The sequence below is a fragment of the Microvirga sp. HS2 genome (assembly GCF_055792805.1).
Map to the genome: position 1 here is coordinate 74,482 of NZ_JBVVAJ010000015.1, position 26,064 is coordinate 100,545.

26 protein-coding genes and 1 pseudogene are annotated in these 26,064 nt (G+C 64.8%); 16 read left to right on the forward strand and 11 right to left on the reverse strand.

Annotation, left to right across the window (positions count from 1 at the left end; all coding sequences use genetic code 11):
• Positions 1-98: 98 nt before the first annotated feature.
• The 3 genes from ACS5Q0_RS14695 (at position 99) to ACS5Q0_RS14705 (ending at position 1,893) form a co-directional block, all read left to right on the forward strand.
• Positions 99-1,055: an IS1595 family transposase gene (locus ACS5Q0_RS14695; RefSeq protein WP_473127396.1), complete on the forward strand. Its 957-nt coding sequence runs from the start codon at positions 99-101 to the stop codon at positions 1,053-1,055.
• Positions 1,056-1,411: 356 nt separating this feature from the next.
• Positions 1,412-1,612, forward strand: coding sequence for a hypothetical protein (locus ACS5Q0_RS14700; RefSeq protein ID WP_473127397.1), 201 nt, complete (start codon positions 1,412-1,414; stop codon positions 1,610-1,612).
• Positions 1,612-1,893, forward strand: a complete 282-nt coding sequence (locus tag ACS5Q0_RS14705; RefSeq protein ID WP_473127398.1) for a hypothetical protein — start codon at positions 1,612-1,614, stop codon at positions 1,891-1,893. Before ACS5Q0_RS14700 ends, ACS5Q0_RS14705 begins: the two co-directional genes overlap by 1 nt.
• Positions 1,894-1,911: 18 nt before the next feature.
• Here the strand turns inward: ACS5Q0_RS14705 and ACS5Q0_RS14710 are convergent, their stop codons facing one another.
• Positions 1,912-2,346, reverse strand: coding sequence for a hypothetical protein (locus ACS5Q0_RS14710; protein ID WP_473127399.1), 435 nt, complete (start codon positions 2,344-2,346; stop codon positions 1,912-1,914).
• Between the two features lie 91 nt (positions 2,347-2,437).
• Between ACS5Q0_RS14710 and ACS5Q0_RS14715 the strand changes: the two are divergent.
• Positions 2,438-3,514: pseudogene (locus ACS5Q0_RS14715) on the forward strand (glycosyltransferase family 2 protein); the annotation flags it as partial.
• Here the strand turns inward: ACS5Q0_RS14715 and ACS5Q0_RS14720 are convergent.
• Both ACS5Q0_RS14720 and ACS5Q0_RS14725 read right to left on the reverse strand, forming a co-directional pair.
• Entirely contained in the window at positions 3,457-3,624 is a 168-nt protein-coding gene (locus tag ACS5Q0_RS14720; protein ID WP_473127400.1) for a hypothetical protein, read from the reverse strand. The pseudogene ACS5Q0_RS14715 and the gene ACS5Q0_RS14720 sit on opposite strands and share 58 nt — an antisense overlap.
• Positions 3,625-3,719: 95 nt before the next feature.
• Positions 3,720-4,388, reverse strand: coding sequence for a trna delta -isopentenylpyrophosphate transferase (locus ACS5Q0_RS14725; RefSeq protein WP_473127401.1), 669 nt, complete (start codon positions 4,386-4,388; stop codon positions 3,720-3,722).
• 359 nt (positions 4,389-4,747) lie between these two features.
• Between ACS5Q0_RS14725 and ACS5Q0_RS14730 the strand changes: the two genes are divergently transcribed.
• Entirely contained in the window at positions 4,748-5,398 is a 651-nt protein-coding gene (locus tag ACS5Q0_RS14730; RefSeq protein WP_473127402.1) for a hypothetical protein, read from the forward strand.
• Here the strand turns inward: ACS5Q0_RS14730 and ACS5Q0_RS14735 are convergent.
• The 3 genes from ACS5Q0_RS14735 to ACS5Q0_RS14745 are packed head-to-tail and all read right to left on the reverse strand — an operon-like array spanning position 5,395 to position 8,515.
• Complete coding sequence (locus ACS5Q0_RS14735; RefSeq protein ID WP_473127403.1) at positions 5,395-6,393, reverse strand: metallophosphoesterase; 999 nt, start codon at positions 6,391-6,393, stop codon at positions 5,395-5,397. The two genes, ACS5Q0_RS14730 and ACS5Q0_RS14735, sit on opposite strands and share 4 nt — an antisense overlap.
• Positions 6,390-8,219 carry an AAA family ATPase gene (locus ACS5Q0_RS14740; protein WP_473127404.1) on the reverse strand — a complete coding sequence of 610 codons (1,830 nt, stop codon included), beginning with the start codon at positions 8,217-8,219 and terminating at the stop codon, positions 6,390-6,392. Before ACS5Q0_RS14740 ends, ACS5Q0_RS14735 begins: the two co-directional genes overlap by 4 nt.
• The gene (locus tag ACS5Q0_RS14745) at positions 8,219-8,515 is read right to left on the reverse strand and encodes a hypothetical protein (protein ID WP_473127405.1); all 297 of its coding nucleotides are present in this window, start codon (positions 8,513-8,515) and stop codon (positions 8,219-8,221) included. The genes ACS5Q0_RS14740 and ACS5Q0_RS14745 overlap by 1 nt, the downstream gene beginning before the upstream one ends.
• A 332-nt stretch (positions 8,516-8,847) precedes the next feature.
• Here ACS5Q0_RS14745 and ACS5Q0_RS14750 point away from each other — a divergent pair, with 332 nt between their 5' ends.
• The 4 genes from ACS5Q0_RS14750 (at position 8,848) to ACS5Q0_RS14765 (ending at position 11,329) form a co-directional block, all read left to right on the forward strand.
• On the forward strand, positions 8,848-9,453 hold the full coding sequence (locus tag ACS5Q0_RS14750) for a hypothetical protein (RefSeq protein ID WP_473127406.1): 606 nt from the start codon (positions 8,848-8,850) through the stop codon (positions 9,451-9,453).
• A 5-nt stretch (positions 9,454-9,458) separates the two neighbouring features.
• Positions 9,459-9,872, forward strand: a complete 414-nt coding sequence (locus ACS5Q0_RS14755) for a hypothetical protein (protein WP_473127407.1) — start codon at positions 9,459-9,461, stop codon at positions 9,870-9,872.
• Between the two features lie 32 nt (positions 9,873-9,904).
• Positions 9,905-10,180, forward strand: coding sequence for a hypothetical protein (locus ACS5Q0_RS14760; RefSeq protein ID WP_473127408.1), 276 nt, complete (start codon positions 9,905-9,907; stop codon positions 10,178-10,180).
• Between the two features lie 648 nt (positions 10,181-10,828).
• Positions 10,829-11,329 carry a single-stranded DNA-binding protein gene (locus tag ACS5Q0_RS14765; protein ID WP_473127409.1) on the forward strand — a complete coding sequence of 167 codons (501 nt, stop codon included), beginning with the start codon at positions 10,829-10,831 and terminating at the stop codon, positions 11,327-11,329.
• A gap of 260 nt (positions 11,330-11,589) precedes the next feature.
• Here the strand turns inward: ACS5Q0_RS14765 and ACS5Q0_RS14770 are convergent, their stop codons facing one another.
• From ACS5Q0_RS14770 to ACS5Q0_RS14780, 3 genes are all read right to left on the reverse strand, one after another.
• Entirely contained in the window at positions 11,590-12,507 is a 918-nt protein-coding gene (locus tag ACS5Q0_RS14770) for a hypothetical protein (RefSeq protein ID WP_473127410.1), read from the reverse strand.
• Between the two features lie 79 nt (positions 12,508-12,586).
• Positions 12,587-14,770 (reverse strand): TRAP transporter permease, encoded by a 2,184-nt coding sequence (locus ACS5Q0_RS14775; RefSeq protein ID WP_473127411.1) that lies wholly within the window; start codon positions 14,768-14,770, stop codon positions 12,587-12,589.
• 173 nt (positions 14,771-14,943) lie between these two features.
• The gene (locus ACS5Q0_RS14780) at positions 14,944-15,921 is read right to left on the reverse strand and encodes a TAXI family TRAP transporter solute-binding subunit (RefSeq protein ID WP_473127412.1); all 978 of its coding nucleotides are present in this window, start codon (positions 15,919-15,921) and stop codon (positions 14,944-14,946) included.
• Between the two features lie 383 nt (positions 15,922-16,304).
• Between ACS5Q0_RS14780 and ACS5Q0_RS14785 the strand changes: the two genes are divergently transcribed.
• From ACS5Q0_RS14785 to ACS5Q0_RS14810, 6 genes are all read left to right on the forward strand, one after another.
• Entirely contained in the window at positions 16,305-17,015 is a 711-nt protein-coding gene (locus tag ACS5Q0_RS14785) for an energy-coupling factor ABC transporter ATP-binding protein (protein WP_473127413.1), read from the forward strand.
• Positions 17,012-17,644, forward strand: coding sequence for an energy-coupling factor transporter transmembrane component T family protein (locus tag ACS5Q0_RS14790; protein WP_473127414.1), 633 nt, complete (start codon positions 17,012-17,014; stop codon positions 17,642-17,644). The genes ACS5Q0_RS14785 and ACS5Q0_RS14790 overlap by 4 nt, the downstream gene beginning before the upstream one ends.
• Positions 17,641-18,201: a biotin transporter BioY gene (locus ACS5Q0_RS14795; RefSeq protein ID WP_473127415.1), complete on the forward strand. Its 561-nt coding sequence runs from the start codon at positions 17,641-17,643 to the stop codon at positions 18,199-18,201. The genes ACS5Q0_RS14790 and ACS5Q0_RS14795 overlap by 4 nt, the downstream gene beginning before the upstream one ends.
• A 405-nt stretch (positions 18,202-18,606) precedes the next feature.
• Positions 18,607-19,971 (forward strand): nucleotide sugar dehydrogenase, encoded by a 1,365-nt coding sequence (locus ACS5Q0_RS14800; protein WP_473127416.1) that lies wholly within the window; start codon positions 18,607-18,609, stop codon positions 19,969-19,971.
• Positions 19,972-19,990: 19 nt separating this feature from the next.
• Complete coding sequence (locus ACS5Q0_RS14805) at positions 19,991-21,124, forward strand: SDR family oxidoreductase (RefSeq protein ID WP_473127417.1); 1,134 nt, start codon at positions 19,991-19,993, stop codon at positions 21,122-21,124.
• 71 nt (positions 21,125-21,195) lie between these two features.
• Positions 21,196-21,948 carry a class I SAM-dependent methyltransferase gene (locus ACS5Q0_RS14810; protein ID WP_473127418.1) on the forward strand — a complete coding sequence of 251 codons (753 nt, stop codon included), beginning with the start codon at positions 21,196-21,198 and terminating at the stop codon, positions 21,946-21,948.
• 21 nt (positions 21,949-21,969) lie between these two features.
• Here ACS5Q0_RS14810 and ACS5Q0_RS14815 read toward each other — a convergent pair whose 3' ends face one another.
• Together ACS5Q0_RS14815 and ACS5Q0_RS14820 are read right to left on the reverse strand one after the other, a co-directional pair.
• Positions 21,970-23,346: a GumC domain-containing protein gene (locus tag ACS5Q0_RS14815; RefSeq protein ID WP_473127419.1), complete on the reverse strand. Its 1,377-nt coding sequence runs from the start codon at positions 23,344-23,346 to the stop codon at positions 21,970-21,972.
• A gap of 3 nt (positions 23,347-23,349) precedes the next feature.
• On the reverse strand, positions 23,350-24,744 hold the full coding sequence (locus ACS5Q0_RS14820; protein ID WP_473127420.1) for an O-antigen ligase family protein: 1,395 nt from the start codon (positions 24,742-24,744) through the stop codon (positions 23,350-23,352).
• Positions 24,745-24,842: 98 nt separating this feature from the next.
• Between ACS5Q0_RS14820 and ACS5Q0_RS14825 the strand changes: the two genes are divergently transcribed.
• Positions 24,843-26,063 (forward strand): hypothetical protein, encoded by a 1,221-nt coding sequence (locus ACS5Q0_RS14825; RefSeq protein WP_473127421.1) that lies wholly within the window; start codon positions 24,843-24,845, stop codon positions 26,061-26,063.
• Position 26,064 lies beyond the last annotated feature (1 nt).

The window sequence follows — 26,064 nt, forward strand, 5'->3', positions numbered from 1 at the left end:
CTCCTGATGCTTTATGTCATCATATGCGATGCAATTGCCATTGACAACGATGTTGATATGCCATTAAATACGATGCAGACGTATCGGAAATGATGGCAATGGCCCAACACTTCCTCCTCTCGGCAAAGGCCCGCACCCTCTCCCTGAAGGAGATCTACAAGGGTGGCGAGGAGAAGGCTTACGCCACGTTCTGCCGGATGCGCTGGCCGGAAACCAATGGCGAGCCTGTCTGCCCCCGTTGCGGCTGCGTTGAGGCTTACGACATTGCTACCCGCCGCCGCTTCAAGTGTAAGGCTTGCTATCACCAGTTCTCGGTGACGAGCGGGACGATCTTTGCCTCGCGCAAGATGGCTTTCACCGATCTGCTTGGCGCGATTGCCATCTTCGTGAATGCCGTGAAGGGCCTTTCCGCCCTCCAGCTTTCCCGCGATCTGCGCTGCCAGTACAAGACGGCCTTTGTTCTGGCCCACAAGCTGCGGGAGGCCCTTGCGGCTGAAATGCGGGGGATCGGCCTCCGTGGCGAGGTGGAGATCGACGGCGCTTACTTTGGCGGCCACGTTCGCCCTGAGAACCGCAAGGAAGACCGCCGTGACCGCCGCCTGTCTGAGAACCAGACCGGCAAGCGTCGTGTCGTGGTCGCCCTTCGGGAGCGCAGAGGGCGCACCCTGACCTTCGTGGTCAAGCGTGAGGCCGAAGGGGTGGAGATTGCCCGTAGGCATGTCGCGCCGGATGCATCAGTGTTCGCAGACGAGGCCACTCATTGGGACGAGTTGGAGGCCATCTTCCCCAATACGGGCCGGATCAATCACTCAATGTCCTATGCCGAAGGGGACGATCACACGAACTGGGTGGAAAGCTACTTCGCCCGCCTTCGCCGGATGGTAAGCGGGCAGCATCACCACGTCTCCCCGCGCTACCTGTACCAGTACGCGAATGAGGCGGCTTGGAAGGAAGATCACCGCCGCAACTCCAACGGCACAGCCTTCTCTCAGACGCTGCTTCTGGCGCTTGCCAGCCCTGTCAGTCGGACTTGGAAGGGTTATTGGCAGCGGTAAAACGACTGTTCTGAGTTTGTTCAAAGATCGATTTTAAGGGCTGCTGACGAGCAGATTGTAGCTTGCAAGGGGGGTACACTTTGTACCCCTTAAATGCCTCTGTACGAGCCTCCTAAGCCAAAATCGGGCGTAACCATAGCGTAACCATATTGACTTGGCGGCTGACTTCGTTAGTTTACACGCCGGAGACAAGATTCTTGCCTCCAGAAATGGAAAAAGCCGAGGCTGGAACCCTCGGCTTTCCAAAACCGCAAATGCCCTAAGAAGCTTGCGGAATGTCGTGTTGACACTCGCGAAGATACGCGAGCGCGGCTTTCTGTCAAGTCTTCTTAGGGTCCACATAAAGGATCCTTTATATGACGGATAAAGCCTACGGACGTTCTCGCCAACTGACCTTTGATGATGCCGTCGAAATATGGCTGCGCCGCTGGAAGGGCGAGTTCCAGCACCGCATTGCAGCCAGCTTCGACGTCAATCCGGGACGGGTGAACGAAGTTCTTAAGGGACAAAGGCACCCTGGAAGTCGTGAGGCTGCTCTCCAGCGGAGGGCTGCCTAATGGGTACGAGTACCGTGAAAGTCCTTTGCGGCTCGTGCAAGGTCCCGCTTGAAGGCCCCGCTAATGCGAAGGACAACGACGTGTGCGCCTGCCCCCGCTGCGGGCGCAGTGACACACTCAAAAACATCATGCGGGAAGTCGCGGATCATGTGCAGGAAACGACTGCGCGCCACCTTCAGGAAAGCATGAGCCGAGTGGCCCGAGGGAGCAAATTCTTGAAGGTCAGCGGCAAGCCGATCCCAAAGAAGACCTATCGCTTCATCTCCGACTTCAAACTTTGACATGGTGGTTCGGCCTCTTCATGGGGCCGGACTCCACACCCGCACCCCTGCTCGCATCCCAACACTCTGAATCCGATTGCGCTTCGCCTGTAATCTAAGCGCCTGCACAATGCGATAGGCGATAGCGGAACGCAGGACCTTGTCCTCCTGATCCCATCCCTTGGCCTTTACCACGTAGGCGGCTAGTTCTCGCGTCGTCAGGGGCTCTGCGGAGGCCGCCAGCGCCTCTTTGCACAGCGCGACCATCTCACCCCGCTTGAACAGCCTGTTCAGGTCCACATGGGCCGGAAACTGCAATTTGGGGTCGGGACCGATCTCGAACAGCCGCAGGGTGGCGTTCACATGGATCAGGTCGAGACGAGCCTCCTTCAGTTTCTCTTCAAGGTGCGCGATCACGCGCTCGATCTGCTCGCGTTTGGTCCGCAGTGTGTTGACGATCTGTGGGTCTGCCATTTGTCTATTCTAACGCAGACAGATGCCATCATCTACGATGCGCCTTGGTGCGCTTGATACATAAGGCCGCGATTATCCCGCCGCCAAGCTCGACATCAAGCTCGTGCTCGAGGCAGACGATCACGAGACCATGGCGGCCCTCGGCTCCGTCGCCCGGCCCGGGAACGTCGAAATCATCGTGGCGCCGCCTGGCGAGCCTCGCACGAAGCCGCGGGCGCTCAATGTGGCCCTGCCGCTCGCCCGCGGTCGCTTCACAGTCGTTTACGATGCGGAAGATATACCCGATCGCGATCAGTTGCGGCTGGCCGTTTCGACCTTCTCGCGGATGCCGGCCGATGTGGCATGCCTTCAGGCGCGGCTGACCATCGACAACACGGACGATTCATGGCTGACGCGCCTTTTCACGATCGAATACGCCGCTTTGTTCGACGTGTTGAATCCGGGGCTGGCGGAGATCGGGAGCCCAATCCCGCTTGGCGGCACCTCCAACCACTTTCGCACGGCAATTCTCAAGCGCGTTCAGGGATGGGACGCCTGGAACGTCACGGAAGACGCCGATCTGGGCCTCCGCCTGGCGCGGCTGGGATATCGCGTCGCCGACCTCCCCTCCTCGACCCTCGAAGAGGCGCCGATCACCCTGCCCGCCTGGCTTCGGCAGCGCACCCGCTGGATGAAAGGCTTTCTGCAGACCGCGATTACCCATTCCCGCAGTCCCGCCTCAGGCTGTTTCCAGTTCGGCTTCTGGCGTTTCTACGCCGGCATGGCGCTGACCGCCGGGGCGGTGCTGAGCGCTCTCGCCTATCCCTTCTGCACGGGGCTCTTCATCGTTTTGTGGCTGTCTGACGGGCCGCATTCGCCCTGGGAGGGAATCTGGCATGCCGGAAGCCTGACCCTGTTCGTCTCAGGGCTGGCCTCGATTGTCATTCCGGCCCTCGTGGCGCTGCACCGACGCGGCCTGTGGCGGCTTCTGCCCTGGGTCGCTCTGCTGCCGGTCTATTACGGCCTTGTCAGCCTCGCCGCCTGGCGCGGCCTATGGGAACTCGTCACGGCGCCCTTCCGGTGGAACAAGACGAGCCACGGCCTCGCCCGCACGTCGCGCTCCGGTGCGCTTCAGAAGCACCAAGCCAGGGCAGACGAGACCATGTCGTTGAAGATGGCGCCGCCATAACGCCACCAGAGCAGGCCACCGGACGCGGCGAGGCACAGGATCGCCGCCGCAACGAGCGCGAGGCCCGTACGCCGCTCGGAGGTGGTGGGTTGCTCAGTGCCGATGCTCATGCGGGCTCCGCCCTCTCTCGTCAGGACGGCGCATCATAGGAAGGATTCGCACAAAAAACGAGGCGGTTGATGCCGCCTCGCCGAAATGGGACTTTTTAAGCCGCTGCCGCCTTCTTGGTCGGCCAGCCGAGTTCCACGAGGCGCGCCTTGGCGAAATCGCGGATCTCGTCGCGAATGCCTTCCGGCAGGGCCGTGAGCAGCTTCTGCGTGTCGGCATGGAGCATGAGATCCGTGACGGCGTTGATGGTCTTCGCCTTTTTGATCTTCTGCTTCAGCTCCTCTTCGCTGCGGCCATCGGCCGTCACCTCGACCTTCGTCTTCTCGGTCTCGGTGCGCTCGACCTCGACGGGCTGCTCGGCATAGCCGGGACGGCTCTGCTTGAACTCGTCGGCCTCTTCCTCAGAATAGACGAAGCCGTGAAGCTCGATGAGCTTGAGGATGACGCGGTCCTTCGCGCGCTTCTCGGCCATGGCGTAGACATAGGCCGCCTGCTTGCCGGAGACGCGATAGTTCACGCCGACCAAGGCCTCGCCGATCGACCATTCCACACGTTCGCCCATGCGGCCCGTCACCTGGATGACGGCCTCGTCGCGCTCGGCGCGGATGATCTTCGGCTCGTCGAAGTTGATCTTGGCCTGAGCGGCGATGCGCTCGAGGGTCTTGTGATAGATCACCGCCGTGCCCTGGACGCGCCAGACGTTGCCGGCCATCGGCTCATCGAATTTTGCAAGCACCTCGGCAATTTTCTTGTCTGCTGTATTCATCTCGATCCTATCTCTCACTGCCCGCAAAATCGGTTCCACGCTCTTCGGCGGCTCTCTCCGAAAGCCCGGCGAGTTCTTTGTTTGTTCTATAGCAAATTCCGCTCGTCAGGTCCACTTTTCCAGCCCTGATCCGGGCATAAATATGCATATTTAGCAGTTACTTAACGCCAGCGTCATTGTGTCTCAACCGTTCTTTGGAGCGCGGGCTTCGTTGATGGTCTTCGAGGATCTTTGCCGCACCCTTGTCGTTTGACATGCACACGCATGTTCACTATTTGTTCATTCTTTGAGAGCGGGCATCGTTCCGACCAACGGTTCACCGTCGCCCCTGCCCCATCTCTCGTTCCTGGAGGCTCCGAATGTCCGCGCCAGCGCTTCTCGACCTGTCCGACCGCCGCTCGGAGCGGCGCCAGGGATCCCGCCGCGCCGCCAGGAAGCCTTCGGTCCCGCTCACCCGCAGCAGCCTCATCGCCGATTTTCTCGCGATCTGCGAACTCGACCCGGACATTGAAACCTTGCGCGCGCCGGCCGATTCCGCGGAGTTCACGATCGGGGACCGCACCATCGAGCACATTGCCGATTTCGAGATCGTGCGCGACGGTCAGGCCTGTCTCGTCGACGTGCTGACCGATGAGGACCTGCTCACGCATCCTTTGCGGACAGCGGCGATCCACGGGCTCGCGGCCGAGGACGGCCGTCACTTTTCCATCGAGACCGCGGCGAGCATCCGCGCCGAGCCGCGCTTCACGACGGTGCGTCTCGTCACGGCCTGCAGGCGCACGCCCGTGACCGCGGGAGACCGGGTCCGGATTCTGCATCAGCTCGACGAGGTCGGCACGATGCGGCTGGTGGATTGCGCGGGCGCCGTCATGAACACCCAGGACGGCGTCGCCGCCGTCCTGGCGCTGGCCTGCGAAGGCCTGATCGCCGTCGACATCAGCCGCCCGATCCTGCCCGAGACGCCGGTCCGCAGGCGACGCCTGCCTTATGCGGATCCGTTCGCGTTTTAAGAGCCCGCGTGCCGCTCCACGGCCTCGCCCAGGAGCGAGCGCACGATGGCGCGCACGGCGTCCGGCGTCTCGTCTTCCGCGAACTTCGCCTCGATCTCGTCGCGTACGATGGAGCCGTCGCCGCTGCGTTTCAGTTCGGTCGCGGATTCGGCCTGCAGCAGCGTGACGAAGGCGCTCTCCACCGCGCGCGCCACCAGGCCGCCATCGGCCGCGTCCACGATGCGTCCCGTGAGATCGAACACGTTGCGCTCATGGGGCAGTTCGTGCGCCTCGAGCTCACCACTCGCATCCAGGATCCAGGCGCGCGGAACGTGGTCCGCCAGATCCACCGACTGCCGATTGATGTTGCCGGGATTGAGCCAGCGCGTGCGTCCGGCCATCACGGCCTTCTGGGTCTTGTGGATGTGCCCGTTGACGAGCACGTCGCAGCCTTCGACCGCGAAGGGCGGCACCGCGCCCGGATAGCCGCCGTCGAAGGCGATGTCGTGATGCGTGAACCAGGCATGCAGATCGACGCCCGAGAAGGAGCCGCGCACATCCTCAGGAATCGCCTGCCCGTAAGGCGTCATGCCGACGCCGACCCTCCGCGTTCCGATGTGAAACTCCGCCACCGGCGCGGAGGCCGACACCACGTCCACCACGTCGCAGATGCCGAGCAACGCCAGCGTGTCGCCGTCGGTGAGCGTCGTGTGCTGAATGTCGTGGTTGCCGACATTCACCAGAGGACGATGGCGAAAGCTCTTGAGCGTGCGGATGAGCTGGTTCTTCAGCGCCTCGTCGGGCTCCACGGGCCGGTCGAACAGATCGCCGAGGATCACCGGCGCGAGGCCGCGCTCGTTGGCGATGGCGACGCAGCGCTCGAGCTTGGCGAGCACCGCCTGTGGCCAGACCGCATCCTTGCGCCGACCCGGGCGCCGCGATCCCACGTGAGGATCGCCGATCACGAGAAGGCCGTTGCAGGAAAGAGGCGAAAGACGGGTTCCGGACAGGATCATGCGGTCAGCCGCTCCGACGGCGAGGAATGAGACGAATGGGCGTGGTGGTCCAGAAGGTTCTCCGCGCTCACGGGAGACCCGCAGGTCGGGCAGAGCCCACCGGTCTCCTCGACGAAGCGCGCCATCTCGGCCTCGACGGATTTCAGCCCCTCGTCGATCTGCGCCACGCGGCTCTTGGCGATCATTGCGGCGCTGCGAAGATCGGCGATGCGCTTCACCATGTCTTGTGCATGAGACGTGCTTTCAAGAGCCGGCGTCGCATCCGGCAGAGAGCGGAGCGTATGAAGGCGCTCCCTGCCCGCCGCAAGCTCTCCGCCGAGATGAAGAACCTGCCGGCCGATGCGCTCGCGCTCACGCGCATGCTCGACCCGCCGCGTCAGATCGGCGACCAGTTCCGGCCGCGGCAGCGCATCGGTCGCCGCCTGACGCGCCCGAGCGACTTGGAGCTGCCGTGCAAGGCCAACCAGCCGTGCGGCGTGTTCCTGCTGCCTGCGAAGAGCCTCGGACGCGGACGCGATCTCCCGCGCCCGCTCGCGAAGGACGCTCAGCCGATTCTTCAGAGCGCCGATCTCGTCGAGGCGTTCATGGCTCTCCTGCAGCGAGGCCAGTTCCCGCTCGCCGTTGCGGACGAGCGCGTTGTCGCGGGTGCAGCGCTCGCGATGGATCATCAGCATGTCGCGGATATAGCTCGCCTCCTGCCCGATGGAGAGAACGGCGGAACGGCGGGAGGCGCTTTCGCCCAGCAGGAACACCGGAAATTTCTGGTGCGCGATATGGACGTCGAGATCCTCCACCTTGGTGATGCGCATGAGATCGCCCACCCAGTCCGGCACGTTGCGCCCGCCGGTCTCGTAGCGCATGCCCTTCTCCTCCACGACCGATCCGTCCGCTTCGTGCAGGGACCAGACGTTCACCGGAGAACGACGCGGCTGGCGGGTGAAGCGCAGCATGCGCCCGCCCGCGACGCCGATCTCGACGGTTGCCGATCTCGCGCCGGCGCGGACGAGGCTGTCGCGGGCTTCGCCGTAGAACACGGCGCGCAGAGCGCGGATGAAAGTGGACTTGCCGCGGTTGTTCGGCCCGATCAGCGCATTGACGCCGGGGCTCAAGTGGAGCGTCGCATCCTTGTAGGCCTGAACGTTGACGAGGCGGATGAAGCGAAGCCCCGGCTGCGCGTCGTCCCAGGCCGCGCTGCAATCGGCCGATTGCACCTCGACGCCGCCGATCGGCTCCCCGACGATGCGCGCGATATGAAACGAGCCGGAGAACTGGGACAGATCGTGGTGGGACACGGCGAAACACTGCACGCCCAGACGCGCCGCCCCGTCCTCCAGAACCTTGTAGAACGAGGCCACGCGATCGGGCGCGATCCAGCAATCCGCCTCGTCGAGGGCGAGGAAGCGCGCCACGTCCGCCTTCACCACGGCGATGAGCCGCAGCGCCATGCCGACCACATTGGTGAGCGCGCCGCCATTGTCCTCGAGCACGTCCTCGAGCGTTCCGTCCGGGCGGCGGACGCAGATGTCGAGGGAGGCTAAGCCACGCTCGGTCGAAAGCTCCAGGGCCACGGGTTTTTCGCCCGGCAGCACCTCCTGCACGAGCGCGGTCAAGAGGGTCTCGAAGGCCGCGAGATTGCGGCGGCTGGCATTGCCGTGCACCGCCTCGATGAAGGCCTCCACCTCGTCCTTCACCGCGAGCCGCCCCTTGGCCAGCTCGATCTCGCGCGTCAGCTCGGCGAGGCGCAGCGCCATCGCGTCGCGCCGCCCTTCGAGCCGCGCGAGGGACGACTCGGCACGGCTCAGATCGTGATCGACGGAGCGCTCCATCAACGCTCTTCTCCGAGCTCATGCAGACGCGTCTCGACTTCGCGCAGGGCCGCGCCGAACTCCTCGACGAGCTTCGCATTGTGCGCGGCGGCGGCTTCGATGAGCGCCCGTATTTCGGCCTCGTCGTCGGTGCCCAGCTCGGCCTTGGCGAGCGCCTTCGCCTCGTCGAGATCGCGCGCCAGACGCTCGACCTCGCCTTCCGCGCGGATGCGCTCCGCGCGAAGCTTGTCGAAGGTCTTGCGCAGGTCTTCGAGACGCCTGAGGCTGTCCGATTCCAGGCGTGTCAGGCTCGTCATGGAAGAATGGCTCCGTTGCAGGTGAATGGTCTAGCTTCAGTTTAGAACGGCGATATTTCGTCGCAACTTCTTCGCCTTATTTCGCTCTGGATTAAGGACCATCTCTTCAATCCTGCCGTCCAGACCTCCACATAATGTCGGTTACTCCAAGATTACAGTCTCACACAACGAAGTTTGCTTGACACCCTGTCGGCCGGCATTATGTTCTTGGTTTGTTCGCGCATCAACCCGAGAGTGATTCCCGAGCGGGATGCTTGAGCGGGTCTCCTGCGCGATGCCCGGGCGCCGAAATGCCCGGGAGCCGAGCGGCTCCGCGCCGGAAGGATGATGGTATGACCGCCATGACGGATGTTCGCCCGATCTTCGAGAACCAGGAATGGCTCGTGACGGAGGATGGGCTCGAGCACAAGACGACCGGCTATTTCATCGAGCGCGAGAGCCTCGGCCAGCGGCGCGAGGACGGCCTGTGGACATGGCCGCTGCACATGGCCGAAAAGACGTGGTGCGCGATGACGCCTTTCGCCGAGGCGTTCTCCCGTGCAGCCTCCGTCTACCATGTGGAGACGGACGCCACGCTCGCGCAGACGTTCAAGGTCGCGCGCCGCGAGATTTCAGCTTGGCCGCAGGTGGAGCGTGAGCCGCGAATTCCTGCCCCGGCGATGGCTCCAATCTTGCGAAATAACGATCGAATTCCCATCTACTGGGAGTCGGGTTTTTCCGAAAACGCCTTGCAGGACACGGGTTTTCGCAAACCTGACGATAGTTGGCGCATGCGCGATCAAACAGGCGCGCGCCCCTTTTCGACAACAATGCGTATCCGATCCGCACGCTACACCATGGAGAAAGCTCCGGCTCTCGCATGGCAGGCGCCGTACCGAATCCGAAGGACCGGAACGAAACTCGTTCGGCTGCTTCAGGCAGCCTGGAACCTACGGTGACGTGAATGCCAGATTTAGGGCACGATGAGAGATCCTTCTTCGGCTGGAGCGCTGCGCAGAGCGGCGCGTCCGGCCTGGATGTCTCTGCGCCCGAGACGGCGGAAGACTTCGCCGAAAGCGTGATCGCCGCCATCTGCCATGCGAGCGTCACGCCGGGCGTCGGCCGCCGCACGTTCGAGCGCTGCATGCATGCGCTCTCCTGCGGCTCGACCTCCCGTGTCGCCTTCCGCCACCCGACCAAGGCCGCCGCCATCGACCGGATCTGGCACGACCGCGACCGGCTCTTTCGAGACTATGCCGAAAGCCCGGACAAGCTGCGCTTCTTGAGCACGCTTCCAGGGATCGGGCCGGTGACGAAACACTCCCTGGCGCGCCGCCTCGGCCTTTACGGCGAGTTCCGCGGCAAGGCCGTTGCTTGAGAAAGAAACAACAACAAGAAGAGGTTCAGCCCATGTCCAAGGTCCGTGCAAGCGATGTCGGCTTCTGCGTTGTCGACGGCAACGCGAACGTCATCGCCGACACTCTCGTCCACCGCATCCGCGAAGCCGCCGTCGATCTGGAAAGCCAGGTCAACCGCCTCTATCGCGGCCGCCAGGCTTACGATCTCAGCCAAGGCACGAAGGCCGATCTCGACAAGGCCATCGAGCAGCTGACCTATATGGCCCGCACCCTTCGCGAGGTGCAGAGCGAGCAGTCCAATGTGGTCTATCTTCAGGCCGCAGAGTAAGACGCATTTCCCAAGAGCGGCGCCCCCCCATCGCCGCTCGTTTCGCATGGGCGCGTAGCTGTTCCCGCTACGCGCCGTCAGAATCGTTGCTTTCGATGGGCGCTGGCGCCCGCTCTCCTGTCACGGCCGCACGTGTTGCAGCCATCCACGTCTTGAGATCCTCACCGGGCCGAGACATGAATGCCCGGTACGAGACCGGCCATGGTGTCTCACCTCATCACCCCATTCTCGTCATGGCCGGGCTTGTCCCGGCCATCTCCCCAGGAAGAGCACTGAGTTATTCAGGATCGGGATCACCGGCAGAAGGCCGGTGATGACCGAGGAGGTTATCGAGGCCGACGCCGTTACCGTCATGGCCGTGCTTGTCACGGCCATCCACGTCTTGGGAACCTCACTGGGTCAAGACATGGATGCCCGGCACAAGGCCGGGCCTGACGATGAGGGTGCCGAGGCATCAGATCAATCGTCTGGCCGCACATACAGTCAATCGGCCCCTCCTCCCCAGGGTCGGCCCTCCCCCGTCACCGTCGCAAACTTCGGCCTTGAACTTTGAGCGGAACAAAGATAGAACATTCAGTGATGCCCCTCATGGGCAGGAGAGTGCAGCAGACCCGGACCGTGTTCGGGAGAGAGACAGGAGAGTGCCCGATGGCAGGCAGTGTGAACAAGGTGATCTTGGTGGGCAATCTGGGGCGTGACCCGGAGGTGCGGCGGCTGAACAACGGCGAGCCGGTGGTGAACCTGCGCCTGGCGACCTCGGAAACCTGGAAGGACAAGGCCACCGGCGAGCGCAAGGAAAAGACCGAGTGGCACTCGGTGGTGATCTTCAACGAGAACCTGGCGCGCGTGGCCGAGCAGTATCTCAAGAAGGGCTCCAAGGTCTATGTCGAGGGCCAGCTCCAGACCCGCAAATGGACCGACCAGTCGGGCCAGGAGAAGTACACCACCGAGGTGGTGCTGCAGCGCTTCCGCGGCGAGCTGACGATCCTGGACGGGCGTTCGGGCGGCGGCGGCGCGTCGGAATATGGCGACGAGGAGCCGGGCCAGATCAGCCGTGGTGGCGATTTCGGCCGCTCCTCCCCCATGGAACGCCGCCCCGAGCCGGCAGGCTCCCGCCGCAGCGATTTCGACGACGACATCCCGTTCTGATCGAACGGCTTCTTCGGACCCAGGCCGTCAGCACCCGAGCTGCGATGGGAGACATCGAAGGAGCGGCAAGTCGAAGCGCCACGCAGCATCCGTGAAGCGCATGTTTCCCTCCCCCTTGTGGGGAGGGATTAAGGGTGGGGGTGTGAGCGCCACGTTCTGAGGTCTTGGCACTCACACCCCCACCTCCCACTCCTCCCCACAAGGGGGAGGAGAGTTCGCATGGCGCTTCCCCCGACGAGCGAAGAACAGCCGAACCATCATCACCCCTTGGGACCGGCGGCATCGTTGTGCCCCGCATGGCGGGCGCGCTGCGCGCGCTCGATCTGCCTGAGCTGGCGCGCCCGTTCCTGAAGCTCGTCCCGGCTCGGCCACCACCAACCCCTGCTCTCCCGCAAGGAATGCTCCTCCGTCTCGCGGGCGGGCCGCGCCCGGTAGACCTCCTGCAGGGCAGGCATCCTCCAATGCGCCCAGACATGGCGCCCCGGATCCGCCGCCGCGCGGGGATAGACGCTGGCGTCCAGCGCTTCCCCGATCACATGGTCGTCGATCTCCTCGAACACCACCAGGCCCCAGGGGATCGTCATGAGGGGCGTTTCGACGGGCGGGAGATCGTCCCCCGGAACCGGCAGGCGCCTGCGGCGGCGTTCCGCCTGGACGGGGCTGACCTGGGCCGCGCCGCTCTGCCTCTGCTCCGCGCGTCGCCGTTGCCTCTCGGCCGGTTCGTTACGCCGGGCCGCCTCCTCGATCACGGGCCATTTCAGCCGCAGATCCTCGTAGGAGCGGAACGGCACGTGCCAGATCTTGTCCTCCGGGTTCCAATGGGCCCAGGGAATGGAGCGCAGCGTCTCGACGACGGTCCGCGAGTACGGCGTCCGGATCCGCAGATCCTCGCCGATGGTCAGGTATGGGCTCTCCAGGGGATCGAAGAGATAGGCGTCGCGCCCCTTCGCGTCCGCGTGGCGGTCGAGATTCGCGAGTTCCTGGGCCATCCAGGCATTGAGCCGCTGCACGGCCGTGGTGCCCGGCACGAACCAGCCCTGCTCCTCCCCCCGCCAGCGCGCGCGGGGAAACGCCTCGCGAAACCGGCGCACGAGATCGCGGTCATAGGGAAACGCGGCGAAGGCGCCGGGGCGCTCGCCCTCCGCTGGGTTGATCTGAAAGCCGGATACGAACTCCATCGCGTGTCCCTGCGGAGATCCCTGAATGGAGCCCCGCAGGAACAACAGACGATGGGCGGAATGGATCCTGTCGCGCCCCTCAGGCCGGCGCGGAGGCCGTCTGCGCGCGGGCTTTGAGAAGCTGGGACGCGAGGACCGGGCTGGCGATCACGAGACCGGCAAGGGTGGTTTTCAGATCGGGCGCGATGATCGGCAGGGAGGCGAAGCCGATGAGCCAGCGCTCCCAGGCCCGCATCTCCGTCAGCGCGTAGCCGGCGAAGGCTGCCGACAGGCACAGGATGCCGACCATGGCGCCCGCGGTCACCATGAAGAAGCTCGCCCAGGTGAAGTCGGGCGTCACCAGCAGCATGGCCGGGCCGTAGACGAACACGAATGGCACCAGGGCCTTGCCGAGGCCGAGGCGGAACGCGGTGTTGCCGGTCTTGAACGGATCCGCGCCCGCCATGCTCGCGCCCGCATAGGCCGCGAGCGCCACGGGCGGCGTGATGTCGGCGAGCACTCCGTAATAGAACACGAAGAAATGCGCCACGATCGGAATCACGCCGAGCAGGCCGAGAGCGGGAGCCGCCACCGTCACCATGATGATGTAGTTCGCCGTCGTCGGAACGCCGCAGCCGAGAAGGATGCAGACGACCGCCGTCATCAGCAGCGTGAAGAACAGCGTCATGCTCTTCACGTCCATGAGCCACACGGGCAGGATCTCGCTCATGGTCTGCGCCATCTGCGCGGCGAACGAGGTCACGATGAACGAGATCTTGAAGCCCACGCCGGTGAGCGTCACGATGCCCACGATGATGCCGACGGTGGCCGCCGCGGTGCCCACGCTGATGGCGTATTTCGCGCCGACCACGAAGGCGTCGATGAGATCGATCACCTTCGCCTTGCCCGCGTCGCTCGTGACATAGGCGTAGATCATCAGGCCCAGGACCAGCAGAAGAACCGGGAGCACGAAGACGAGCTGGGTGATGAGCCCGGACGCGATGCCGATCGCGACGGCCGCGAGGAAGCCGAGCGTCACGGCGGGAATGCGGCTGACGCCGACCACGATGCAGGCGGTGATGCCCCAGAACGCGGCGAGATAGGGCGTGAAGCCCGAGAACAGCACCATCAGCAGAACGGCGAGCGGCATGATCGTCTGCCAGCCCTCGCGGATCACCTTGGCGGCGTTCGGAAGCTCCTCCGCCGGCAGCCCGCGCAGGCCCGCGCGCTTCGCCTCCAGGTGCACCTGCATGAAGACGCCGAAGAAGTGCATGCAGGCGGGAACGAGCGCCGCGAGAATGACGGTCTGATACGAGACGTTCAGGAACTCGACCATGAGGAAGGCGGCCGCGCCCATGATTGGCGGCGTGATCTGCCCGCCCGTCGATGCGGCGGACTCGACCGCCGCCGCGAAATGGCGCTTGTAGCCGACGCGGATCATGGCGGGGATCGTCAGCGAGCCGACGGTCACCGTGTTGGCGATGGACGAGCCCGAGATCATGCCGAACAGGGCCGAACCGAAGATCGACACCTTCGCGGGGCCGCCCGCATAGCGGCCCGCGAGGCAGGTTGCGAGATCGATGAAGAGCTTTCCGAGACCCACGCGCGTCGCCAGCACGCCGAAGAGCACGTAATGGAACACATAGGTCGCCACCACGCCGAGCGCGATGCCGTAGATGCCCTGGCTCGTGAGGTACAGGTGGTTGACGATGTTCGACCACGACGCCCCGGGATGCTGCAGGATACCGGGCATGGACGGCCCGAAATAGGCGTAGAGCATCATGCCGATGCCGATGACGGGAAGCGGCCAGCCGACCGAGCGGCGCGTCGCTTCGAGCAGCAGAACGATCAGGATCGTCCCCATCGCGACATCCGTCGTCGAGGGATTGCCGATGCGGAAGGCAAGCTCGCTGAAGATCCACGGGACGTAGAGGCTCGCCACCGCGACGGCGGCGGCAAAGGCCCAGTCGATGAGAGCGATGCCCCCCGGCCGCCACAGGCTCGACGGAACGAGCCGGTCCTGATCGGTCTTGAAGGCGGTGAACACGAGGAAGATGAGGCCCAGCACGAAGGCCATGTGAACGCCGCGATGAGTCGCCTCGCGCAGCAGGCCGAATCCCGCCGTGTAGTAGTGGAACAGGGAGAGCGTCAGCAGGAGCCCCGCCACCAGCCAGGCGGTTCCCGGCAGCAAAGGACGGAAACGCATCTCGGGATCGAATTTCTCCTCGAGGCTGCGGTTCTCGATCAGGGCGGACGTGTCTGGTGCGGACATGGCGGTTCCCATATGCAGGCGGCCTTCGCGTCATCACGGGCGCCGCTCTTCAGAACTGACGGTAGGTTCGAGCGCCTCTTGGCCGAAACGGCCGCGGCGCGCAAGCGTCTTGAAACAAGATCTCCCGAAACAAGACCTCCCGCGCCTCGCGACGCGGGAGGTCCTTTTCGAAAGCCTTGTGGGCTTTAGCCCTTGAGCAGGCCGGCTTCCTTGTAGAAGCGCTCCGCGCCGGCGTGAACCGGAAGGCCGGCACCGGCCAGGGCGTTCTCCTTGCGGATCATCTTGCCCTTGGCATGGCCCGCATCGAGAGCCGCGCGGGCCTTGTCGCTCCAGAGGCCTTTCGTGATCTCGTAGACGACCGCATCCGGCACCTTCGCCGAGGTGACCCACTGCGCGCCGACGGCGAGCGTCTTCACGGCGCCGACATCCTTGTAGGTCCCGGCCGGGATCTCGTCGGCGGCGAAGAAGCTGTATTGCTTGCGAATGGCGTCGGCCTCAGGCCCGGACAGAGGCACGATCTCGATGCCGCCGCCGGTGGCCGCGAGTTCCGTGATCGCGCTGGTCGGATAGCCGCCGACGAAGAAGAAGGCGTCGAGGCCGCCGTCGCGCATGCGCTCGGCCGCCTGGTTCGGCTTCAGGAAGTCCGCCTTCACGTCGCTTTCCTTGATGCCCCAGCCGTTCATGATGATGCGGGCGTCGACCAGGGTTCCCGAGCCCGGCTCGTCGAGCGAGACGCGCTTGCCCTTCAGGTCCGACACGGACTTGATGTTGGCGGACTTGGCGGCGACCAGGTGGATGCTCTCGGGATACAGGGTGGCGATGAGGCGCAGATCCTCCATCTTCCCCTTGCCCTCGAACAGGCCCGTGCCCGAATAGGCCCAGGCGGCCACGTCGGCTTGGCTGAAGCCGGACTCGAGAGCGCCCGAGACGATGGAATTGATGTTGGCCACGGAGCCGTTCGCGGCCTGAGCCGTCACGACGAGCTGCGGCGGGTTCGAAACGGCGTTCGCGATCAGGCCGCCGATGGGATAATAGGTCCCAGCGGTGCCGCCAGTGCCGATACGAAAGAAGGCCGGGGCCTGCGCAAAGGCGTTGCGGCCCAGAGCGGCGGCGGCGCCGACGCCAAGACCGAGCTTGGCCAGATCGCGACGGGTCAGTTTCATGGACATCTTTTCCCTTCTGAAGCACAACCGCAGCAATACGGTTCGGCGCCACTCTAGAGCATCGTGCGGAAAAGTGGATCCGGTTTTCCGTGTCGAACGATGCTCTCTCCCAAGGAGAATGCATCGGATCTGCCCCAAAAGTGCAAATCCACTTTTGGGGCCGATGCTTTAGCGAATATCTTTGGGGCGTCTACGCGGGGGAGACGGCAAGGTTCTGGATAAGTCCATGCCTGGCCGACGGAAACGGGCGTCGCGGTCGAAGCGGTTCCGCGGCAGATCGCTCCGGGCCCGTCCCGGCTCTTGCCAGACCGAAAGACTGTATGCGACGGGCTAAGGTGATGGATGGCTGAAGCAACGGCCGGCACCAAAGGATCTCTTCGTTCGTGACCTCGTCCCCTCATGTCATTCTCGATCAGGTGAGCTTCGCTCATGGCGAACGGGTCGTCATGTCCGATCTGTCGCTGACGCTGAAGGAGCGGCGCGTGGGCCTGATCGGCTCGAACGGGTCGGGAAAGAGCACCCTGCTGCGGCTGATCCATGGATTGGCGCAACCCGCGAAAGGGACCGTGACCACATTGGGCCTCAGCACCGGGTCCGACCGAAAGAAGATCCCGTCCCGCGTCGGATTTCTGTTTCAGGATCCCGACCGGCAGATCATCTTTCCGACCGTTGGCGAGGAAATCGCGTTCGGCTTCGAGCAGCAGGGACGCACGCGCCGGGACGCGCGGCGCGAGGCGCTCTCCTGGCTGTCCCGCTATGGAAAGGACGACTGGCTGGAACGGGGAATCCAGGAGCTGTCTGAAGGGCAGAAGCAGCTGGTCTGCCTGATCTCCGTCATCGCCATGGAGCCCGGCCTGATCCTGCTCGACGAGCCCTTCGCCAGCCTGGACCTGCGCACGCGCCTTGCCTTCGCGGACCAGCTCGACGCCCTGCCTCAGCCTCTCGTCATGGCGAGCCACGACTTCGACTTCCTGGCGCGGTTCGACCGCATCCTCTGGCTCGAAGGCGGCCAGATCCACGCGGACGGTCCGCCGGATGAGATCCTGCCCGCCTATGAGGCGGCTGCGCGCGCACGGCCGGAGGTCATGTCGTGATCTCCACCTATGTCTCCCGCCGCACTTGGCTGCATCGCGCGCCCGCAGGGCTCAAGCTCGTTGCGATCGCCATTTTAAGCCTCGCGGTCCTCCCCGTATCCGATTGGCGCTGGCTTGCTCTTAGCTTCGGAGCCCTGCTGCTGGTTTACGCAAGTCTCGGGCGGGAGGTCTTCAGGCGCCTCGCCCTGCTCAAGCCGCTGCTCCCGTTCCTGATCGTGATCGCGCTGATCCAGGGCTGGGTGGAGACCTGGCCGAGCGCCGCGGCGGCCGTTCTCCGCATCCTCCTCATGGTCGCGGCGGCCAATCTCGTCACGCTCACCACGACGATGCAGGATCTGATGGCGGCGGTTGAACCGGCGTTCAAGCCTCTGGCATACGGGGGCGTCAGTCCCCGGGCCCCCGCCCTGGCCATCGCCCTCCTCCTGCGGTTCGTTCCGGTCCTGCTGGAAGCGTGGAGCCAGCGGGAGGAGGCCTGGCGCGCAAGGACGAGCCGGCCGGTGTCCATCCGCCTGCTCGCGCCGTTCGTCGGAGAGGCCATGCGCATGGCCGACCAAATCGCCGAAGCCCTCGAAGCCAGGGGCTTCGACCCATCCACGTCCCCGGACAGGAAACCAGGAAAGCATACATGACCACCCGCAGCCTCGTTCGCATCGCTTTGTTCGCCGCCATCATCGCGGCCCTCGGCCTGCTGCCGAAATTCGACCTTCCCTTCGCGGGCGGCGTCCCCATCACGGCGCAGACGCTCGGCGTCATGCTGGCCGGCGTGCTCCTCGGGCCCCGGCAGGGCACGGCCGCCGTTCTGCTCGTCATCTTCGTCGTCGCTCTCGGGGCCCCTCTTCTGGCGGGCGGGCGCGGAGGCCTGGGCGTTTTCGTCGGTCCCACGGTCGGTTTTCTTCTCGGATGGCTCCCCGGCGCCTACGTCACGGGCCTGATCTTCCAGTCGCTTCCACGGGCATGGCCGACCGGCCTGACGGCCACGCTGGCGGCCTTCATCGGCGGCGTGGTCGTGATCTATGCCTTCGGAATCGTCGGCCTGTCGCTGATCTCGGGAATGCCTCTGACGCAAGCAGCCGTCGCCAGCCTGGTCTTCCTCCCCGGAGATATCGTCAAAGCCGTTGCGACGGGCGTCGTCACGGCAGCAACCCCGGCGAATATCCGCATCGGCCGCGCCGTCTCGTCCACGTGATCCGGGGTGCGCAAGCGCGTGGCTCCGGCCGTTCCAGTGCCACGCTCCGCACCGCTGCGCTTCGGTCACTCGTCACGCACATCTCTCGTCATGGCCGTCCCCGGACTTGATCCGGGGATCAGATCCGGCCGTCCACGTCTTGGGAAACACCGCGCCCAAAGACGTGGATCCCCGGGACAAGCCCGGGGATGACGGCGCGGGGATCATGACATCTGCATGCATCGCCATGCACGCATCCTCACGGCAGCCGTTACAGCCAATGGTTCCACACGCTGCGCCATGGCGGCGCAGAGCAGCGGTGCTACCCCGAAGTTGTTACACCCGGAGAGATTCAGGGGGATTTTGGCCCCAAACCGCCTGATCTAGGTACCGGCAAGGACGCCTCCATACGTTCCGTTGGAGACCATGATGCCGAGTGCCGAGACGAGAGGTGAGACGCAGGCTTCCGCGCCAGGGGAGCTGCTGGAGCGGCTGCGCCGCCGCCAGGCCAGGCTGGGCATCATCGGCCTGGGCTATGTCGGCCTGCCACTCGCGCTCACCGCCGCCCGCGCCGGCTTCGAGGTGCTCGGCTTCGACATCAACCCGGCCTATGTCGCGCGCCTCAACCGCGGCGACAGCTACATCCAGCACATTCCCGCCGCCGCCGTCGCCGATGCCGTCGCCGCGGGCCGGCTTGCCGCCACCGCCGATTTCAGCCGCCTGGACGAGCCCGACGCCCTGCTCATCTGCGTGCCGACCCCGCTCACCCGCCACCGCGAGCCCGACCTGTCCTATGTCGAGGCCACCGGCCGCGCCATCGCCGCGCGGCTGCGCCCCGGCCAGCTCGTCGTGCTCGAATCGACCACCTATCCCGGCACCACCGATGAGGTGCTCAAGCCGCTCCTGGAGGCAAGCGGCCTGACCAGCGGACGCGACTTCTTCCTGGCGTTCTCGCCCGAGCGCGAGGATCCGGGCAATCCGGCGTTTGCCACCGCGGCGATCCCGAAGGTGGTGGGCGGCGACGGCCCGGCCGCGCTGGCGCTGGCGCAGGCGCTCTACGGCCAGCTCGTGGTCGCGACCGTGCCGGTGTCCTCGACGGCGGCGGCCGAGGCGGTCAAGCTGACCGAGAACATCTTCCGGGCGGTCAACATCGCACTGGTGAACGAGCTCAAGGTGGTCTACGCGGCGATGGGCATCGACGTGTGGGAGGTGATCGAGGCGGCCAAGACCAAGCCGTTCGGGTTCATGCCGTTCTACCCCGGGCCGGGCCTGGGCGGGCACTGCATTCCGGTGGATCCGTTCTACCTGACCTGGAAGGCACGCGAATACGACATCACCACGCGCTTCATCGAGCTGGCCGGGCAGGTCAACGCGCACATGCCGTATTACGTGGTCGAGCGCCTGGCGGAAGCGGTCGACCGGAGCGGGCGGCCGCTGAGCGGCGCGCGCGTTCTGGTGCTGGGGGTGGCGTACAAGAAGAACGTGGACGACTTGCGCGAGAGCCCGTCGCTGAAGCTGATCGAGCTGATCGAGGCGCGCGGCGCACGCGTCGACTACCACGATCCCCACATTCCCCAACTCCCCACAACGCGAAAACACGGCGTCCTCGCAGGACAGCGCTCCATCGCCCTGACGCCGGACACCATCAATGCATATGACGCCATCCTGATCGCCACCGACCACGACAATGTGGACTACCATCTGGTCGCCGAATGCGCGCGGCTTGTGGTCGATACACGCAATGTCTTCGTGAAGGCCGGCATCGTGAGCGATCGCATCATCAAGGCCTGAAACCAGCCCGGAGCCAGCGATGAGCACCCCTCGCCCGAACACCTATCAGACGCTGCGGCACAAACTGATGGCGGCTCCCAGGCGATGGCTCGTGACAGGAGTTGCGGGCTTCATCGGAAGCAATCTCCTGGAGACGCTCCTCGAGCTGGACCAGAACGTCATCGGCCTCGATAATTTCGCGACGGGACACCGGCGCAATCTGGAAGAGGTGCGCGCTCTGGTCTCGCCGGAGCAATGGAACCGGTTTCGGTTCATCGAAGGCGACATTCGCGATCTGGAGACCTGCCGGGGCGCCGTGCAGGCGGACCAGGGCGAAACCATCCGCGACCGCGCCTCCCCGGCGGTCGATTACGTTCTTCACCAGGCGGCGATCGGCAGCGTTCCGCGTTCGATCAAGGACCCTCTCTACACGAATGCGAACAATGTCGACGGCTTTCTCAACATGCTCGTCGCGGCGCGGGATGCCGGCGTCCGGCGTTTCGTCTATGCGGCCAGCAGCTCGACCTATGGCGACCATCCGGGCCTTCCGAAAGTCGAGGACGTGATCGGCAGGCCTCTGTCCCCCTATGCGATCACCAAATACGTCAACGAGCTCTATGCCGACGTCTTCGCGCGGACCTACGGAATGAGCTGCATCGGGCTCAGGTATTTCAACGTGTTCGGCAAGCGACAGGACCCCGAAGGCGCCTACGCCGCCGTGATCCCGAAATGGATCGCCGCGATGATCGGCGGAGACGACGTCTGCATCTACGGCGACGGCGCGACGAGCCGCGATTTCTGTTTCGTCGATAACACCGTCCAGGCCAATCTTCTCGCGGCGACGACGGAGGCGGAGAACGCCGCCAATCAGGTCTACAATGTCGCCTGCGGCGGCCGAACGACATTGAACGAACTCTACGATCTCATCCGTGAGCTTCTCGAAGACCGGCATGTGAGAGTCGAGCAGAGGGCGCCCCTCTACCGCGAATTCAGGACGGGAGACGTTCCCCACTCGCAGGCCGATATCGGCAAGGCCCGCCGGCTCCTCGGCTACGAGCCTCTTCACGATGTGCGCCAGGGTCTCGATGCCGCCATGGAATGGTATCTCGCCTTCGTTCGCGAGGAGGCGCCGTCGAGCCCGACGCAAGAGACGGCTCTTCGCGCAACCTCATAGCCGATGTGGAAGCCGTGGCGGCGAATGGCATGGCGTGATGCGTCGGCAGCGGCTCAGGAAGGTGCTCCTCTATGACCCTCACGGAGAATCTATACCGGACCACCCACGCCCTGCAGCGACGGATCGCACCTGAGCTGAAATATTCTCAATCCTCGTATGAAGACGCGCTGCGCCTCTATCTCCCGCGCGCCCGGGCATGGCTCGATGTCGGGTGCGGGCATCGTCTGCTGCCCGAATGGCGTTCGCAGGCGGAAACGGATCTGCTCGCGACCGTCCCGTTCACGGTCGGCATCGATCGCGATTACGACGCCCTGCGCAGGCACAGGACGATCCGGAACGTCCTTCAGGCGGATATCGGGATGCTGCCTTTTCAGGAGCGCAGCTTCGATCTGGTGACCGCAAACATGGTCATCGAACACCTGGACGATCCCTTGCAGCAGTTCCGGGAGATCGCCCGCGTCCTGCGGCCGGGAGGCGTGTTCCTGTTCCACACTCCGAACATGAAAAGCTACGTGATCCGGATCGCGAAGCTCCTCCCCGACAGCGTGAAGAAGGCCCTGGCGCGCGTGCTCGAAGGGCGCAAGGAGGAAGACGTCTATCCGACGCATTACCGCGCCAACACCGCCGACGCGGTCAGGTCTGTCGCCCGTCAGGCAGGGCTCGAAGTCCTGTCGATCACGTTCACGGTGTCGACGCCCGTCTTCTCTCTCGTTCCGCCGCTCGCTATCGTCGAATTGTTCTATCTCCGGCAGGTGATGCGCCGCCCGCGCCTCGCATCGCATGGGCAAACGCTCATCTGCGCGCTGCGCCGCCCGGTCGAATAGGCAGAGGACGGCCTTCTCCGTTCAGCCTGCCGCTGCTCGTCTCGCGTCGGGTTTCCGGATCTTGACGTTGCGCCTGCCGACCGTCTCGTCCTTGTCCGGCACCATGGCCAGAACGGGAAGGCCGGTAGCCTCAGACGCCTCGTCCGCATGCCGGATGCGCTGGTCGAGCCTCTCGGCCACGAAGGCCAGGCCGAGGCCGAGAAGCCCGCCTGCGGTGATGCCCGAAAGGACATAGACGAATCGCGAGCGGCTGGGGCTCGCCGGGTCGCGCGGCGGATCGACGATCCGGATCAGCTCCGGCGCCTTGAGGATGCCGATGCTCCGCACGGCAGTCGTGCCCGAGAAGCGCTTCTGGTAGCTCTCGTAGCTCTCCCGCGCGGCCGCGATATCCTTGTCCAGGGTGGCGATGCGATCCTGGAGGTCGCGGAAGCGGGTCATCCGCCCGCTGAGCGCCGCCGCATTCGAACCGAGCCCCTGCGTCTGGGAGGTGAGGTCTTGTCGGAGAGAAAAAAGCGACTTGAGGGCGAGCAGATTCCGCGTCCGCTCGTCGTCCTGCGTGCTCCCCTCCGCGGGCAGGGCCGCCATGTCCTTCTCCAGCTGCTCGTCACTCGGATTGCCGAGAGCGCCGCGCAGGCGGGCGATCTCCGCCTCGGTCTGAGCCAGCGAATCCCCTTTGTCGCGCCGGTCGGCCTCGATCGCGGCGAGCTGGCGCGCGGCGTCCTCCGAGCCGCTGGGCAGAAGGCCCGCGAGCTCCTGCTTCACCTCGTCCCGCGTCCGCACCAAGGCGTCGAGTTCCTGGCGGCGCGCGTTCACCATGAGCTGCGCGGCCGTTGCGCCTCCCTGCTCGGGAACGAGCGCTTCCAGGAAGCTCGCCATCACCGCTTCGAGCGTCTTGCCGAGCCCTTCGGGTTTCGCGCCCGCGAGCTTCACCTCGATGAAATCGCTTCCGATGAGATCGAGCGATAGCGCCTGACGCAGGTCGCCGATCCTTCCCTCCCGTTCTGCCGGCGGAAGGCCGTTCTCCCCCTCGCCGATCGCCTTGGCCAGAACGCTGTCGCTCAGGAAGAGCGCCCGCAGGCCTTCGAAACGCTCCTGCACGCGATAGACGTTGGCGCCGTCGCCTTCGCGGGAGAACGGGTTGTCGCGCCCGGCTTCCTGCAGCTGCATGAGGGATCTCGCCATGTAGGCCTTGGGCAGGACGAGGGCCGCGGCGATGCCGACGGGCAACATCAGGAGGATGGGAAGCAGGATCAGCAGGCGACGCCGCCACGCGCCCTGCACGATGTCGCGGACGATGCGCGTGATACGCTTGGGCCCTTCCATTCCCGTTGGCCCCTCGGCGAACGGGTGCATCCTGCTGTCGGATCGTCCACCATGAACGCGCGTCACTGAGTGCATGCTTCATCCTCGCTGCGGAACCATGCCGCCGAAAACGCCTCCGCGATGCGGCGCCTGCGCCGGCGCCCGAACCGTCTCATCCACGTATCGCCCCACCGCCGCGGCGAGGGCGACGAGCACATAGATGGACCAGGTGAAGCCCTGCGACAGGAAGAGACCCGATGTGCAATATCCCGCAAGGGCGGCGGCCAGTCCAAACGCCACCGGCTGGACGGGAGAGCGGATCGCCGTTGCGCTCAGGAGGCGGTGCGCCCTCAGGCTCGTGCGGAACGCGCTGCCGATCATGAGTACGAACAGGACGAGCCCTGGAATGCCGACCTCCGCCAGAACCTGCAGCCACGTGTTGTGCGTGGTCATGTATTGGCCGGTCTCGATGTAGTTGAACCACGAGAAGTTCGCGAGCCCGACCCCCGTGACCGGGCGCAGAAGCGCGGCCTTGAGAGCCGTTACCCAGAAGTCGAGCCGGCCCGCGGCCGAAGGATCCAGCCCGTCGCCCGGGGCTGCGCGCGACATGCGTTCGGAGATATCCATCGCAAGATAGAGAACGGCGACCCCGACGGTTCCGGCGGCGATGAGAGCCGTTTTCGAGCGCACGAAGCGAAGTCCGTAGACGGCGAAAATCGCAAGAACGCCGAGGACCGCGCCACGGCTCTGGGTGTAGACGATCGCGACGAGAACCGCCGGCACGCAGGCCGCGCCGATGATCCTGTTCGTCCAGCCGGTTCCGCCCGTCAGAAGAGCCATGGAAAAGCTCAGGCTCGTCAGCATCAGGAATGCGAGGTCGTTCGGGTCCGACAGACCCGACTGGATCTTCAGGCCGATGGTCACGCGGGTGCCCTCGACGAGATCGATGCCGTTGAGCTTGTTGCTGATCGCGACGGCGGCCACCAGCAATCCGCTGATGGCGATCACGCGTGCGACAAGGTTGAAGTCATCCTTCATGCGCGTGAGCCATGTCAGCGCGAGCGTCGCCAATCCGATCTTGACATAGACCTCGTTCCAGAATTCGAAGGATAAGCGGGGATTGAGCGCGAAGACGCTGCTGATGGTGGCGAGGGCGAAGAACGCGAGGAAGAGCCGGAGCTCGGCGGGCCACACGGCCTCGATGCGTCCGGCAAGGGCGTTGCAGATCAGGGCGATTGCCGTGAGCGCCGCCAGACCGAGCGGCAATTGCAGCGGCAGCAGGACCGGATAAGCCTCGTGGAGGCGGAACAGGGAGAAGGCGACGAACCCGATACAGACGAGCAGCGGCCGGTGAATGGCGGCCAGCAAGGCGATGACGCCGACGGCGATCGCGAGAGGCGCGAAGGGCGACGACGTGACAAGCCACGGCAGCGACGCCGCCGCGCAGGCCAGGATGGCGGCAGGGATCTGCCAGAAGCGAGCGATCAGCGACATCCGCGCTCCACGGAATGGAATGCCGCGCTTGATTTTCCGCGGGAGCATTCAAGGTAATTCCACACAGCGTCACCGCTTTCCGGCTGGATGGATGCCCGATGGCATATAAGGGAAACGATTTCGCCGCCAAGATCGAGGCGATTATTGGTCTTAACCGCAGATCCAGAATAGGTATGCGCCCAAGCGGAATCCTGACCTTGGCCGTGACGGCCCTCTGGTGCGCCGCAGCCGCGCCGGTCGCGGCCGGGAGCACGCGCCCTACGGTTGCCGGAGGCGCCGCTCCGGCCCCGCAGAACGACGCATCCTCCCGGCAGGCCGCCGAATTGCGGGACACGGTTCTTCGCACGGCCGGTCCCGCTCTTCCCGTCCGGGAGACAATGGCTCTCGGCGAGTCGTTTCAGCGATACGAGAACCGTTTCCGCGCCTTCGCGGAACGCCACTGGCGCTCCGACGGGCCCGCCTGGGATGCGGCGAATTATTACGACAGGGCGAAAATCTTCTATGTCTGGTGGGCGCGAACGGGGGACGATACGTTCCTGAAGCGCGCAGGCGATCTCGCGGTTGATTACCGGAAGAACTATCTTGAGGCGAACGACTACGGCACCTCGGCGCACTGGTCGCAGATCGCCGGGGTGGCGCTGCATTATCTCGCCACCGGCGATCAGGCCAGCCGCACCGCGGTCGGGCGCGTCGCCGACACCTTCGCCCTGCCCTTCTACGCCGACAATGTCGGCAACGTGAAAGCCGAAATGGACCAGCGCATCCAGGCCCGCACCCTGGAGGCGTTCCTCTACGCCAAGAAGATCGACGCCCCCAGCGCCGCCGGCCACAACTGGGACCAGCTGCTCACCGGCACCCTCGACAAGATCCTCTCGGCACAATCCGCCGACGGCGCCTGGCACTTCTCGAACTCGAACGGCGCGGTGGTGCCGTTCATGGCCGGCCTGCTCAACGACACCCTGATCGACTACTACACCACCTACAAGGCCGATGCGCGCATTCCCACCGCGATCAAGAAGTCGCTCGACTATCTCTGGAGCCATACCTGGGACGAGAAGAGCCAGTCGTTCAACTACGTCGAGTTCGACGCCAAGGGCGAGGTCAAGGAGCCGGCGCCGGACCTCAACAACATGATCGTGGCCGGGTTCGGCTTCGTCTACAAGATGACCGGTGACACCACCTACAAGGAGCGCGGCGACAAGGTCTTCGCCGGCGGCGTCAACGGCGCATGGCTCGAAGGTTCCAAGCAGTTCAACGAGCAATATGCGTCGTCCTACAAGTACATCGCCTTCCGCGAGCAGGGCGATGGAAAGCGCTGAG